Below are 12757 nucleotides of genomic sequence, written 5' to 3' on the forward strand. Positions count from 1 at the left end.
GAGGAGATCGATGAGCACTACCGTTGCTGTCGTCGGTGGTGGCTACGGCGGCGTCACCGCCGCGAAGGCCCTTGACGAGTTCGCCGACGTGGTCCTGGTCGAACCGCGGGACGCCTTCGTGCACAATGTGGCCATCCTGCGGCAGCTGGTCGACCCGGACTGGTCGGGGCGGCTCTTCTTCCCGTACGACCGGCTGCTGGCCCGCGGCAGGGTGATCCGCGACCGGGCGATCGCCGTGGACGCCACCGGAGTGATGCTCGGTTCCGGCGATCACGTGCCGGCCGACTACATCGTGCTGGCGACCGGCGCGCACTACCCGTTCCCGGCCAAGGTCGAGGAACTCACCGCCGACGAAGCCGCGGCCACGCTGCGCACCGCCCACGACGCCCTCGCCGGCGTCACCGGCGCGCTGCTGCTCGGCGCGGGCCCGGTCGGCCTGGAACTCGCCGGCGAGATCAAGGCCAGGTGGCCGGGGACCGCCGTGACGATCGTGGACCCGGCGCCGGACATCCTCGGCGCGACCGCGCTGCCCGGGGAGCTGCGGGCCGAGCTCCGGCGGCAGCTCGACGAGCTGGGCGTCGAACTGGTGCTGGGCACTGCTCTCCGGGCGGACCCGCCAGGCCGGCCCGGTGACGCCGGCACGTTCACCGTGACGACGGAGTCCGGTCGGGACATCACCGCCGGCATCTGGTTCCGTTGCCACGGCGTGGTTCCCACCACCAGCTACGCCGGTGGCTCGCTGGCCGCCGCCCGCGACGCCCGCGGGCACCTGGTCGTCAACCCCGACCTGCGGATCCCCGGGCACCCCACCATCTTCGCCATCGGCGATGTGACCGCGATCCCGGAGGCCAAGATGGCCAAGGCCGCCGAGCAGCAGGCCGTGGTCGCCGCCGCCAACATCCGGACGCTCATCGAGGGCGGCGGCGAGCTGGCGACCTACTCCCCCGCTTCACCCGGCATCGCGCTGCCACTGGGCCCCGCGGGCGGCGCGTCCTACAACGAACAGGTCGGCGTGCTGGGCGCGGCCCAGACGTCCCAGATCAAGGGCTCGAGCCTGCGCGTCGACTCCTACCTTCGACTGCTCAACCTGGACCAGTGAGCGGCCGGTGGCGGCGTCCTCAACCAGCAGGTTCGCGCCGCCCTCAGCCGCCCGGGAGACTACTGCAGCCCGGCCCGAACCGACGTGATGCGCTGGGTGTTGAAGCCGAGCCAGTGCATGCGGCCGATGTAGCGGGCGTGTTCGACCTTGATGCAGCGGTCCATGATCACGGTCACGCCGCCCTCCTCCGCGATCCGCCCGCCCTCGGCGTTGATCACGTCGAACTGGCTCCAGAGCGCGCCGGCGCCGATGCGCACCGTCTGCTCGGCGATCTCCGGCAGCGCATCGGGCGCCCGGAAGACGTTGACGATGTCCACCGGCTCCGGCACGTCGAGCAGGCTCGCGTAGCTGGTCTCGCCGAGGATCTCCGAGACCTTGGGGTTCACCGGGACGACCCGGTAGCCGTGCCGCTTGAGGTAGTAGCCGACGAAGTAGCTGGCGCGCAGCTCGTTGTTCGACAGGCCCACGATCGCGATGGTCCTCGCGGTGTTGAGGACCCGCTGGATCTCGAGGGGATCCTGGTAGCGCTGGGGCACGGTCATCTGGGGCACGGTCATGCGGACGCGACCTCCTCCCGCACAGTGGCGGCGACGTGGACGAAACCCTGTTCGAGGTCCCACACCAAATCCTCGACCGACTCGGTGCCGACCGACAGGCGCACCGTGCCCGGGCGGACGCCCGCCGCCAGCAGTTCCTCGTCGGACAACTGGCGGTGCGTGGTGCTGGCCGGATGGATGACCAGACTCTTCGCGTCCCCGACGTTCGCCAGATGCGACCACAGGGTAAGGCCGCGGATGAGCGCTTGCCCGCCGGCGCTGCCACCCGCGACGTCGAAGGAGAAGACCGCGCCCGCACCGCGCGGCAGGTACTTCTCGACCAGGCGGCGGTACGGGTTCGCGGGCAGCCCCGGGTAGGTCACCGCCGACGCGAGGTCGTGGGACGACAGGAACTCCGCGATCCGCCGCGCATTCGCCACGTGGCGGTCCATGCGCAGCGACAGCGTCTCCATCCCTTGCAGGATCAGGAAGGCATTGAACGGCGACAGCGCGCCGCCCAGGTCGCGCAGCGTCTCGGCCCGCAGCTTCATCAGGTAGCCGTAGGTCCCGAACGTCTCGTGGAACCGCAGCCCGTGGTAGGCGGGCGACGGGTCCGCGACGACGGGGAACCGCCCGTTGGACCAGTCGAACGTGCCGGCTTCGGCGACCACACCGCCGATGCTCGTGCCGTGCCCGCCGAGGAACTTGGTCGCCGAGTGGACGACGATGTCGGCACCCCACTCGATCGGGCGGCACAGGTAGGGCGTGGCGAACGTGTTGTCGACGACCAGCGGCACCCCGTGCTCGTGGGCGACGGCCGCCACGGCCTCGATGTCGAGCACGTTGCCCGCGGGGTTGCCGATGGTCTCGGCGAAGAACGCCTTGGTCTCCGGGCGCACGGCGGCCCGCCACGCGTCGATGTCGTCGGGGTCGACCCACGTCAGGTCGACGGTCATCTTGCGCAGCAGGTGTTTGAGCTGGTTCACCGTGCCGCCGTAGAGCGCGGAGGACGAGACGACGTGGTCCCCGGGCTCCAGCAGGGTGAACAGCGCGGCCGCCTGGGCGGCGATGCCGCTGGCGAAGGCCACCGCGCCGGCCGCGCCCTCCAGGTTCGCGACGCGCTCCTCGAACACCGCGACCGTGGGGTTCATGATGCGGGAGTAGGTGTTGCCGTACTCCTGCAGGTTGAAGTAGGCGGCCGCGGACTCGGGGTCCTCGAACACGTAGCTCGTCGTCTGGAAGATCGGCACCGCGCGGGCTCCCGTGTTCGGGTCCGGTCGCTGCCCGGCGTGCAGCTGCCGGGTGTCGAACCCGAACGCGTGCTCCTGCTCGATTCGGGGGGAATCGTCGGTCACCAGTACCTCTTTCTCACGCGGCCAGGAACCGGCGGACGATCGGCGTCTGTCGTCGTTCTTCCAGCAGGAAGCAGTCGTGGCCGTACGGCGCGTCGATGACGTGCAGCTCGGCCGGTTTGCCGAGCGAGCGCAGCGCCGCGTACAGGTCCTCGGACGCGGCGGGCGGGTAGAGCCAGTCGGAGCTGAACGCGATCAGCAGCGTCCTGGCCGAGACGTCGGTGAGGGCCTGGGTGAGCGCACCGCCGCCGTACTGCCGCGCGAGGTCGAAGTAGGTCAGGGCGCGCGACATCGTCAGGTAGGTGTTGGCGTCGAAGCGCCGGACGAACGAGTCGGCTTGGTGCCGCAGGTAGTTCTCCACCTCGAACTCGGGTTCGGTGAGGGTGTAGCGGAGGTCGTCGGCGAACTGCAGCCTGCGGCCGAACTTCTCGCCCAGGGCCGGCGCCGAGAGGTAGGTGACGTGCCCGACCATCCGGGCCACGCCCATGCCGGCGTCGGGGCTGCGGCCCGTGTCGTGGTAGCGGCCGCCCTGCCACGCGGGGTCGCGCATGATGGACTCGCGGGCGATCGCGTTCCACGCCACGCCTTGCGGGTGCAGGGCGTGGGTGCTGGCGATGACAACGATCGAGTCCACCTGATCGGGGTACAGGATCGCCCATTCGAGGGCCTGCATTCCGCCGAGCGAGCCGCCGGCCACCGCGGCGAGCCGGTCGATGCCCAGCACGTCGAGGAACGCGCGCTGGGTGCGAACCATGTCGGCCACGGTGAGCACCGGAAAGTCCGGTCCGTACGGCCTGCCGGTGGCGGGGTCGACGGACGACGGGCCGGTCGTGCCACGGCAGCCGCCGAGCAGGTTCGTGGACACCACGAAGTACCGGTCGGTGTCGAACGCCTTGCCGGGTCCGATCATGCCGTCCCACCAGCCGAGACCGGCGCCGGCCGTGCCGTCGCGGTCCTCGGCGCCGAAGCCGTCCCGTGTGCTCGCCTCGGGCCGGACCGCGGAGACACCGGCGGCGTGGGCGTCGCCGCTGAGCGCGTGGCACACGAGAATCACGTTGTCGCGCCGTGGTGAGAGGGCGCCGTAGGTCTCGTATGCGACGCGGACGGGAGACAGCTCGCGGCCGCAATCCAGGCGCACCGGATCGGGCAGGTCGAGGTACCGAGTCCGCACCTCGCCGACGGATCCGGCGGCCGGCGCCGAGCCGATGACCATACCGCCATCATAGGCACACCGGCGCGTTCACCCGCCCGGCCTCAACCCGTGTCTCGAAGTCTGAGACGCAGGTCAGCGCCGGTGTACCGTCCGTCACATGACGACGATCGACCGCGCCGACAACGGCGTCAACGTCCAGGCACTACTCGACGCCAGGGAAGCGCTCAAGGGCGCGCCCGAGGCCGCCCAGTTCACCTGGCGGTCCACCACGCGGTGGGAAAGCGGCGTGCACACCACCTCGACGGTCAAGGACTTCTTCGGGCTCGGCGCCGAGCAGACCCACAAGGCCGAGTCGACGTTCACGGCCGACCACCCGGAGGTCTTCGCGGCCGAGGACCACGGCATCACGCCGATCGAGTACCTGCTCGTCGGACTCGGCAGTTGCCTGACCGCCGGCGTCGCGTCCGTCGCACAGAACCGGGGCATCCAGCTGCGCTCGGTGACCGCGACCATCGAGGGCGCGCACGACATCCGAGGGATCCTCGGCGCCGACAGCGACGTCCGCAACGGCTACAACGGCATCAAGGTCACGTTCGAGGTCGACGCGGACGCGTCCAAGGAGGACATCGAGGCGCTGGTCGCCCAGTCCCAGAAGCGTTCCGCAGTGTTCGACGCGCTGACCAACCCGACGGACGTCACCGTCGAGGTTCGCTGAGTCCTGGCGTGCGCACCACCACGGTCGTCATCGGCGCCGGGCACGCGGGCCTGGCGGCGAGCCACTTTCTGTCCGAGCGGGCGATCGACCACGTGGTGCTCGAACGGGGCGAGGTGGCCAACTCCTGGCGGACCGAACGCTGGGACTCGTTGCGGCTGCTCACACCCAACTGGCAGAGCCGCTTGCCGGGCCACGACTACACCGGCCAGGATCCCGACGGCTACATGACGATGGGCGAGGTGGTCGAGTTCATCGACCGTTTTGCCGCGCATACCCGCGCGCCCGTCCGCACCGGCACGACCGTCACGGCGGTGCGGCGCACCGAGGACGGCTACCGCGTGACCACCGACCGCGGCGAGATCGCCTGCCGCACGGTGGTCATCGCCAGCGGCGCGTGCAACCTGCCCGCCGTGCCGAAGCTCGCCGAGGCAGTGCCGGGCACCGTCGAACAGGTCACGCCGTTCGATTACCGCGGCGCCGACGCACTGCCCGACGGCGGTGTGCTCGTCGTTGGTGGGTCGGCGACCGGCGTGCAGCTCGCGGCCGAGCTACAACGGTCGGGCAGGCCGGTCACCCTGTCCACCGGCGAGCACGTCCGGATGCCGCGCACCTACCGCGGCCGTGACGTGCTGTGGTGGATGGACGCCGCGGGCGTGTGGGACCAGCGCTACGACGAGCTGCCCGACCTCACTCGGGCCCGGCGGCTCGGTTCACCACAGCTCGCGGGCACGACGGACCGGACGTCGCTCGACCTCAACGTGCTCACTGACATGGGCGTCGAGGTGGTCGGCCGGGCCGCAACCGTCCGGGACGGCGAAATGCTGTTCTCCGGTGGGCTCCGCAACGTCGTATCGCTCGCCGACCTCAAGATGGACCGGCTGCTGAACACGTTCGACCAGTGGGCGGCCGCGTCCGGGACCGACGGCGACGTCAAACCGCCCGAGCGGTTCGACGCCACCCGCGTGCCGGAGCGCGCCCGGTTACGGCTGGATCTTCGCAGCGGCGAGATCCGGACCGTCGTGTGGGCGACGGGTTACCGGCCGGATTACTCATGGCTGGACGTGCCCGTGCTCGACGGCAAGGGCCATCTGAGACACGACGGGGGCGTCGTCGACAGCCCCGGGCTGTACGCGCTGGGCCTGCCCGTCCTGCGCCGGCGCAAGTCCACATTCATCCACGGCGCCTCCGACGACGCGCGGGACGTCGTCGACCACCTCGCCCGACACCTGGCGGCCCGCGCGACAGTGCCCGGGTAGCCGACCACGCCACCAAACAAATGACCTTGGTGTTTGTATAGCGCGACGGCCGCCGTTGCTGTCCTGTACGGCTCAAAACCTGTGGCTGCAGTTCAGGTGCTCGGCTTCATCGCCCAGGATGGCGGTGGACCCGACGTCTTCGTGCGCTACTCGGAGATCCAGGGCACCGGCACGTCCGCCAGCAGGGCCGTACGGATGCCGAAGAGCGGTCCCGCAAGCGTCTCACCGTTGATCTCGCCGACCGTTGCGAAACGGCTGCCCCACAATCCACGCCACGAGCGGGTCGATGTCGGCTACGAGACCCAACTCTTGGCCGGAGCCACCCTGCGAGCGCAGCGTCCGCCGGTGGCTGGGGCTGCACGCCAGAAAATCGAAAAGCACCCGTCTGGGTGACTCACCTGGTGTTCCCTGAGCCCTGACGCGGATCACCGGCAGGACCACCATCCCTCCCGCCGTGCTGCTACGCCACCCCGACCTCGCCCGCACCGGCCTGGTCACGTCCACACGGCGCCACCGACGAACAGCACGACTGAGCGACACCGGGCGCCGCGGTGCATCTCATTTCTGCTGACGCTGCCTCACGTTCGACCGATCAGCGCCGCGAGGAGGGAAACGTGCCGCCGGCGCGGCCCAGAGCGATCAGCGCGGTGTACTGGTCCTGCCACGAGCGTTCGGTCGTCAACAGGTCCGCCAGGTGCTGCACCCATGTCTCGTCAACGGGCGGGGCGCCGGCCATCAGATGACTCAGGGTCTCTTCCCTGGCCTTGACCCACTCGGCCAGCGTCGGACCGATCACGGGACCGCCAGCCGCTGCCGTCATGCCTCGACAGTACTCCCGGCTTTCACCCCATGGCAGCGCATTCTGGGGTACGGTGGGCCCTGCCGAGGCTTTTCGCACGCCGGCACCCGAACCGGTGGCGCACTCGGCAACCACACTGGCCGGATCCGTCCGGCCAGGGACGGGAGCGTCCGCATCACGTCGGCTCGCCTGTTCGGATGTCCTTCTTGGCCCTGTGGCCATCGAGCCGCCGCGGCAGACCGTTTCTCGCGACGACGAAGCCGTAGGCGCCCACGATGAAAGACGCCGAGCCACCGGACTCCTCGTAGCCGGCCTTCCACACCGGGCTGCCGGCGGCCACCCGCCACCGGCCCGGCTCCTTCTGCGAACGGAGTCCGCATGACCCACGTGCGACCGGCTGGACCGGGCAACGAACGAGGTCGACTTGCCCACACGGGGACTCTGACCATGGTGGTGGATCTCGCACACCGGGCCAAGGCTGCCCGCACCGTGGCGACCAACGCCACAGACGCCCAGGACTGCCGGACGCTGCTGTCCATGCTCGGACTGGAGCCGGAGCACCAGGCCCACGACCGCACGCCGCCCCAAGCACACGACGACGCGGCAGCCGACTGCACGCCCGCCCTGACACGCGGACTCGCCGGCTATCTGCACGCCGTCGCAGAAGCAGTTGGCGTGCCCGTCGACGGCACCTCGTATGAAGTCAGTGATACCGCGACCGCCTACCTCGCGTTGATCCGCCGCACGTCCGACCGACCGGGCCGCGATCTGATGCTGGTGTGGAGCGAACACGATGGATGGGCGGTGTCGGTCGAGACGGAACCACTGGAACCGCCGATCCTGCTGTCCTTCCACGGCGGTGAGGATCCAGTGCCCGACCCGCGGATCGTCGCACACTTCGTGACCGAGGTACTCGACGGTCGTCGAGGAGCCGGCCGGCCCACCAGCCCGCGCGGCCGCGCGCATCTGGCCGAACGACTGACGTCTTACGCCGTTGCCGCCGAGCCCATGTGTTGATGTGTGGCCGGGTCTACGGTGACGCCGATGGATTGTGCTGCGCCGGCACCAAATCCCACTGAACGTAGCGAATTCGCCGACCTCTGCGGTGTCATGAGCGGCACAGGCTACCGAGCCGGATCCCGCAGCCAACCTCACAGCGGTCTGCCCCTGCTTCCTGCGGCAGTTCCTTCTGCACCAACGCATCCCGCACAACGAGCCAGCGCTGCCCGCCGCGCCCCAGATACTTCGCCACCCTCGTGCGGCCGGAACACTCTTACGCTCCAAGGACAGCGGGACAACGGTCTGTCGAATAACACCGTCAGCCTCGATCTGTCACGCATTCCCTGCGGGATGAGGATCGCGGCAGGGCCAGATTCCGAAAGGGACAGTGCCGGCACCCGCCGGCCGCTCAGCTCCGACGCGCACCGACCCCGTTGGCCAGGCAGACGAACCGCCTGAGGGAACGCCGGCGCTCACCGTTGCCGTGCCGCACCCCGCGCCCCGGCCGTCTCCAGGACTATCCATACCGGTCAGGAAACGCTGCGACCACGCCGCGTTCCACCACCCCATGCCCTGGTTCGATGGGGTAGGCTCGGCCGAGATGGGACACGAGCCGTCGGCATCCAGCCGGCGCGGTCCCCACCCAATCCCACCGCGCGGGTTTCTCCGCGCGGGGACGGGAGCACTGCTTGCCCCCGGACCACTCACGCACACCACCAGCTTCCTTATCTGGCATGCGTTGTTACCCGGCCGCACCGATTCTTCCCGTCTCCGTGCGCAACGGCGGCGACCCCAACCGGCTGCGGCCACAGGGCCCTGTCCATCGGCGAAGGCGGCATGGATGAGGCAACCCGGACCGGATAGACCACCAGGGTTCGCCGACGCGCGGGCCTCGGCCGAACAAGCGGAAGCGGCCCAGCGTCGTCAGGCCGCCCGGCTGGTGGCCGGCAAGTCCCTCGACGCGGACGACTGCCGGGAATTGCTGTCCATGCTCGGTCTGACCGGCCGGCGCTGAGCACGGCGCCGGCGCATGGTCCCGGCCTTCCTACACGGGTCCGGGATCAGCACTCGTACCACCCAGACCGGGTCACCCCCGGCGCATTCCAGTTGGCAGAAGGAGCATGCGCATGACACAGGGAACCGTCAAGTGGTTCAGCGGCGCCAAGGGGTTCGGTTTCATCACTCCCGCCGGCGGCGGACGGGACCTCTTCGTGCACCACTCGGAGGTCCAGGACTACGACTTCACCGGGCTCGCGGACAATCTGGCGGTCGAGTTCGAGGTCAGCGAGGGCCAGAAGGGCCCACAGGCCAAGTCGGTCCGCGTTCTGTGATGCCCTGACGGCGTAGGCGGACCCGGACACATCGCTGTGTCCGGGTCCGCCCAGCACCGCCACGGGCCGCTGCACTGGCCGTCTTGTCGGCGTCGGCGGACATAGCGGCTAGGGCAGGGCAGTACCGCACGCCAGTGACAGCTTCCTTACGTCATTGAGGGCGTGATGACCATGGCTGATGCAGGGTGGTGGATGCCCGGCAGCGATTGGCAGATCACGCTCACCGACTTGTCGGCACTGTTCACGGCGATACCGCCGGCGCAGGACGGCAGTGCTGACTTGTCGTGGCAGTTGCGCGTCAACACGGGTGTCGGGTGGGGAATCCCCCTCGTTCGTGTCGCATCGCTGGATGAGGCGATCGGGGAGATACTCGATCAGCCGGCGGTGCGCCATTGGCTGGCCGGTCCGCATAACGCGGCCCCGTGGTGGCACATGGGCATCGATCGCGTAGAGCACGTCCTCTACATGACCGCACGCGGTGGTTGTGCGGTTGGTGGGCGGGCTGGGGCGGACGGACGTGACGACGGTGCGCAATGCGCTGGTGAGATGCGTCGTCGACGAACCATTGGGCATGGTCGTCCACCTCGGCCAGACGACGGTGGTGACGCCTGTGGGGGTCGACGTTTCTCGGCGGCGTCGCCGGCAACGTGGCTGGCTGGGCCGGCCTCCAGGTCGTCCTAGGGGCGCGCTGGGTCGTTCCCGAGAACTACTGCGGGCCAACGCGATCGACGCTATGTGCCCACCTGAACGTTGCTTCCGGAGGCGATCCAGGGCCCGCGTTCCGCCAGCTCGTGCCGCAGGAGCTGCCGGAGGCCGACCGGAGCTCAGCCGCCGGCCGACGCTTCGTCGCCGAACTTGCCGGGGGGCTGGCGGATCGACGACGTGACCGACAACGCGTGTTTGATCGTCACCGCACTGGTGGAGAACGCCGTCCTGCACGGCCACTCGTCGGCACGGCTGCGGCTCGAGCTTCACCGGAGTCTGCTCACCGTCGCGATCCGCGACAGCTCTCCCTGCCGCCGGTGCCACAGCCGCCCGACGGTTCGTCGCCCGGAGGCCGTGGCATCTTCCTCGTGGACGCCGTGTCGACGATCTGGGGAGCTGCCAGCGTCCGCGATGTATGCCGAGAATGTCGAGACGAGGGTCACGAGCACCAGGTCAAGCACAACGTCCACCGGCATGCGCTCCACGCGGTACGGACACGGCGCTGTGGCGTCCGGCCGGCGGTCGTGCAGCTGCGCAGCCGATGGAGCTGGTGGGTGACACACTGGCTTGACAACTACAGCCACGAAGGACGCGGTGACGCGATGAGCACCCTGCCCGAGGACAATCAGGCGATCGGCCAGCAGGGAGAGATCGACGCGGAGACGGCCGAATCGGTGGCGGCGATGTACGCCGAGTTCAGCGAGAAGCAACATCGCCTCGACCAGCGCGAAGCCGACGTGGCGGAGCGGGAACGACGGGCTGATCTACGTGATCGCCAGGCCGAGGACCGCGACCGTCAGGCTGACCTACGCGACATGCACGCGAACCTACGTGACCGGCAGGCCGACCAACGGGACCGCCACTCTGACGGCCGCGACCGGCAGGCCGACCGCCGCGACCGCGAAGTCAATCAACGCGAACGGCAGGCCGACCAGCGGGAGATCGACGCTCAGATCCAGCCCGGGAGTTGACCGGGGACACCCTCCCACCCCTACCCGGCGCGACCGGCACCCCTACCGCGCTGGTCCGCATCACCCGCCTCGACTTCGAGCACGACCTCGTCACCGCCGTGGCGCGCACCGGCGCGACACGGCGTCCGCACCATGCTGGAACTCGGATTCCTTGAGGTGCGGGAAGGTCGTCGCCGGCGAACCGAAGGTTGTCCCCGTAGCACACGGTCCACGGCGTGGTGGCGTGTATGGCCATGGCGGCCAGTGAGGCGCATCGCTGGTCAGGCGTCGGAGCCGCTGGCGATCACGTCGGACGGCGTGACCGGCACGGACCGACCCGGCTCCAACGAGATCGCGAACCGGGTCAGCCCCCGGGCCGACGCCGGCCAGTTCACCAGCACCGGGCCGACACTGCCGGCGGGCACGTCGAACGCGGCCAGCCCCTTGGGACCGGAACCGTCGACCAGGCCCCAGGCCACATACGTCTGGTTCGCGGCGTTCGGGGCCATGCCCAGCGGCATCACGACCGCCCCGGACGGGCTGGTCACGAGCAGCGCGGCGGGCTTGCCGCCGGCGTTGGTGAGCACGGCGCGCTTCGCCGCGGGATCCGCGACGACGGACCGCACCAGCGCGTCGCCGGCGGCCTGCGCCCGTTGCTGCGCGTGGACGTTGCCGAGCTGCACCCCCAGCACGGTCGTGGCGCCGCCCAACGCGACCAGGACCACCGCGGCGGCCGCCAGCAGCACGCGCGTGGGGCGCCGACGCTGGCGACGGGCCGCGTCGAGCGACACCGGCGGCGTGGCGGTCACCGACGGTCGAGGCGCGTCCTGGATCGCCGCGAGCACCCGCTCGCGCAGCTCCGGCGGCGGGCTGTCCCCCGGCACGGCCGCGGCCAGCAGAGCACCGACCTGCTCGGTCGCGCGCACGGTCTCCTGGCACACCGGGCACGTGGGAAGGTGCGCGCGGATGGCGTGTTCGTCCTGGGGTTCCAGCGCGTACAGCGCCCAGCCCACCGTGTTCTCCAGCTGCGGGCAGTGGCCGTCGTCTCGGACCGCGTCCATCACTGCACCTCCCATCCCTCGTTGTCGTCGTGTCCCACGGTCAGCGCGGCCAGCAGGTGCCGCAGACGTTTGATCCCGGCGAACGTGCGGGACTTGACCGTGCCCAGCGGCAGCCCGGTGATCGAGGAGACCTCGGCCTGGGTGTAGCCGCCGAGGTAGGCCAGCCCGATGACCTGGCGCTGGTCCGCGGACAGCTGCCGCAGGGCGTCGCGGACCAGGCCGCTGACCACCCCGCCGATCGCCTTCTCGTCCGCGCCGCCGGTTGCCGGCGTCGCCTCGTCGATGAGTTCGTCGCCGAACAGGTTGCGCTTGCGGTGGTTCGCCTGTCGCCTGACGACGTCCACCGAGCGGTGGTGCACCAGCGTGAGCAGCCAGCCGGCGAACCCGCCGCGGGCTGGGTCGAACCGGCCGGGTTCCCGCCAGACTGCCAGGAAAGCTTCTTGCACGGCCTCCTCGGCGAACTCCGGGTCCACGCAGACGCGCCGGGCGAGCGAGTAGGCCTGCCGGCAGTAGCGGTCGTACAGCGCCGCGAACGCCGCCTGGTCACCGGCGGCTACCGCCTTGACCAGGTCCGCGTCCGCGGCCTGCGTCGCGGCGCTCGAGTCGGCGTCCATGCAGATCGTCACCTCGGTAGTTCGGCCGTGACCGGTGATCCGGTTCTGAGGAGCCGGCACGGCAGACCGTCCATCCCGTTCTCCTTCGCGCGGGGTGCGTGGTGGCGCCAACCCCCGATGGCGGCGGCACCACGCACCGCCGGTTGTTCGCGCGCCGACGCCGGATCGGTTCGCACGGCATCGGTCA

Annotated in this window: 15 protein-coding genes; 8 read left to right on the forward strand and 7 right to left on the reverse strand. The window is 70.2% G+C overall.

The window, feature by feature from the left end:
- Positions 1-10: 10 nt before the first annotated feature.
- Positions 11-1099 (forward strand): FAD-dependent oxidoreductase, encoded by a 1089-nt coding sequence (locus BCF44_RS39930; protein WP_116179715.1) that lies wholly within the window; start codon positions 11-13, stop codon positions 1097-1099.
- 59 nt (positions 1100-1158) lie between these two features.
- On the opposite strand, the gene BCF44_RS39935 is transcribed toward BCF44_RS39930, so the two are convergent.
- Genes BCF44_RS39935 through metX form a run of 3 tightly spaced genes read right to left on the reverse strand, consistent with a single transcriptional unit; the run spans position 1159 to position 4200 of the window.
- Entirely contained in the window at positions 1159-1656 is a 498-nt protein-coding gene (locus tag BCF44_RS39935; protein ID WP_246016075.1) for a CoA-binding protein, read from the reverse strand.
- On the reverse strand, positions 1653-2990 hold the full coding sequence (locus tag BCF44_RS39940; protein ID WP_116179716.1) for an O-acetylhomoserine aminocarboxypropyltransferase/cysteine synthase family protein: 1338 nt from the start codon (positions 2988-2990) through the stop codon (positions 1653-1655). The genes BCF44_RS39935 and BCF44_RS39940 overlap by 4 nt, the downstream gene beginning before the upstream one ends.
- Positions 2991-3003: 13 nt before the next feature.
- A complete protein-coding gene (gene metX / locus BCF44_RS39945; protein ID WP_116179717.1) occupies positions 3004-4200 on the reverse strand; it encodes a homoserine O-acetyltransferase MetX in 1197 nt (398 codons plus the stop codon).
- A 97-nt stretch (positions 4201-4297) separates the two neighbouring features.
- Here metX and BCF44_RS39950 point away from each other — a divergent pair, with 97 nt between their 5' ends.
- The 3 genes from BCF44_RS39950 (at position 4298) to BCF44_RS58055 (ending at position 6504) form a co-directional block, all read left to right on the forward strand.
- A complete protein-coding gene (locus BCF44_RS39950; protein ID WP_116179718.1) occupies positions 4298-4855 on the forward strand; it encodes an OsmC family protein in 558 nt (185 codons plus the stop codon).
- Between the two features lie 8 nt (positions 4856-4863).
- Positions 4864-6111: an NAD(P)-binding domain-containing protein gene (locus BCF44_RS39955; protein ID WP_116179719.1), complete on the forward strand. Its 1248-nt coding sequence runs from the start codon at positions 4864-4866 to the stop codon at positions 6109-6111.
- A gap of 96 nt (positions 6112-6207) precedes the next feature.
- Positions 6208-6504 (forward strand): S1 domain-containing protein, encoded by a 297-nt coding sequence (locus BCF44_RS58055; RefSeq protein WP_246016076.1) that lies wholly within the window; start codon positions 6208-6210, stop codon positions 6502-6504.
- Positions 6505-6703: 199 nt separating this feature from the next.
- Here the strand turns inward: BCF44_RS58055 and BCF44_RS39965 are convergent, their stop codons facing one another.
- Entirely contained in the window at positions 6704-6931 is a 228-nt protein-coding gene (locus BCF44_RS39965; RefSeq protein WP_147328808.1) for a hypothetical protein, read from the reverse strand.
- A 154-nt stretch (positions 6932-7085) separates the two neighbouring features.
- Positions 7086-7250, reverse strand: coding sequence for a hypothetical protein (locus tag BCF44_RS56005; protein WP_170217996.1), 165 nt, complete (start codon positions 7248-7250; stop codon positions 7086-7088).
- Positions 7251-7357: 107 nt separating this feature from the next.
- On the opposite strand from BCF44_RS56005, the gene BCF44_RS39970 reads away from it, so the two are divergent.
- The 4 genes from BCF44_RS39970 (at position 7358) to BCF44_RS39985 (ending at position 10916) form a co-directional block, all read left to right on the forward strand.
- The gene (locus tag BCF44_RS39970; RefSeq protein WP_116179721.1) at positions 7358-7927 is read left to right on the forward strand and encodes a DUF6292 family protein; all 570 of its coding nucleotides are present in this window, start codon (positions 7358-7360) and stop codon (positions 7925-7927) included.
- 823 nt (positions 7928-8750) lie between these two features.
- On the forward strand, positions 8751-8924 hold the full coding sequence (locus tag BCF44_RS56010) for a hypothetical protein (protein ID WP_170217997.1): 174 nt from the start codon (positions 8751-8753) through the stop codon (positions 8922-8924).
- A 112-nt stretch (positions 8925-9036) separates the two neighbouring features.
- Positions 9037-9240 (forward strand): cold-shock protein, encoded by a 204-nt coding sequence (locus BCF44_RS39975; RefSeq protein WP_116179722.1) that lies wholly within the window; start codon positions 9037-9039, stop codon positions 9238-9240.
- A 1307-nt stretch (positions 9241-10547) separates the two neighbouring features.
- Positions 10548-10916, forward strand: a complete 369-nt coding sequence (locus BCF44_RS39985) for a hypothetical protein (protein ID WP_116179724.1) — start codon at positions 10548-10550, stop codon at positions 10914-10916.
- Positions 10917-11176: 260 nt separating this feature from the next.
- On the opposite strand, the gene BCF44_RS39990 is transcribed toward BCF44_RS39985, so the two are convergent.
- On the reverse strand, positions 11177-11956 hold the full coding sequence (locus BCF44_RS39990) for an anti-sigma factor (protein ID WP_170217998.1): 780 nt from the start codon (positions 11954-11956) through the stop codon (positions 11177-11179).
- A complete protein-coding gene (locus BCF44_RS39995; RefSeq protein ID WP_116179726.1) occupies positions 11956-12570 on the reverse strand; it encodes an RNA polymerase sigma factor in 615 nt (204 codons plus the stop codon). Before BCF44_RS39995 ends, BCF44_RS39990 begins: the two co-directional genes overlap by 1 nt.
- Positions 12571-12757 lie beyond the last annotated feature (187 nt).

It is taken from the genome of Kutzneria buriramensis (genome assembly GCF_003387475.1).
GTDB classification, from domain to species: Bacteria; Actinomycetota; Actinomycetes; order Mycobacteriales; family Pseudonocardiaceae; genus Kutzneria; species Kutzneria buriramensis.

What these genes read in the sequence shown, in the direction of transcription:
- BCF44_RS39930 (WP_116179715.1), top strand. Translation starts at nt 11, where the DNA reads ATGAGCACTACCGTTGCTGTCGTCGGTGGTGGCTACGGCGGCGTCACC.
- BCF44_RS39935 (WP_246016075.1), bottom strand. Translation starts at nt 1,656, where the DNA reads ATGACCGTGCCCCAGATGACCGTGCCCCAGCGCTACCAGGATCCCCTC.
- metX (WP_116179717.1), bottom strand. Translation starts at nt 4,200, where the DNA reads ATGGTCATCGGCTCGGCGCCGGCCGCCGGATCCGTCGGCGAGGTGCGG.
- BCF44_RS39950 (WP_116179718.1), top strand. Translation starts at nt 4,298, where the DNA reads ATGACGACGATCGACCGCGCCGACAACGGCGTCAACGTCCAGGCACTA.
- BCF44_RS39965 (WP_147328808.1), bottom strand. Translation starts at nt 6,931, where the DNA reads ATGACGGCAGCGGCTGGCGGTCCCGTGATCGGTCCGACGCTGGCCGAG.
- BCF44_RS39970 (WP_116179721.1), top strand. Translation starts at nt 7,358, where the DNA reads ATGGTGGTGGATCTCGCACACCGGGCCAAGGCTGCCCGCACCGTGGCG.
- BCF44_RS56010 (WP_170217997.1), top strand. Translation starts at nt 8,751, where the DNA reads ATGAGGCAACCCGGACCGGATAGACCACCAGGGTTCGCCGACGCGCGG.
- BCF44_RS39975 (WP_116179722.1), top strand. Translation starts at nt 9,037, where the DNA reads ATGACACAGGGAACCGTCAAGTGGTTCAGCGGCGCCAAGGGGTTCGGT.
- BCF44_RS39985 (WP_116179724.1), top strand. Translation starts at nt 10,548, where the DNA reads ATGAGCACCCTGCCCGAGGACAATCAGGCGATCGGCCAGCAGGGAGAG.
- BCF44_RS39990 (WP_170217998.1), bottom strand. Translation starts at nt 11,956, where the DNA reads ATGGACGCGGTCCGAGACGACGGCCACTGCCCGCAGCTGGAGAACACG.
- BCF44_RS39995 (WP_116179726.1), bottom strand. Translation starts at nt 12,570, where the DNA reads ATGGACGCCGACTCGAGCGCCGCGACGCAGGCCGCGGACGCGGACCTG.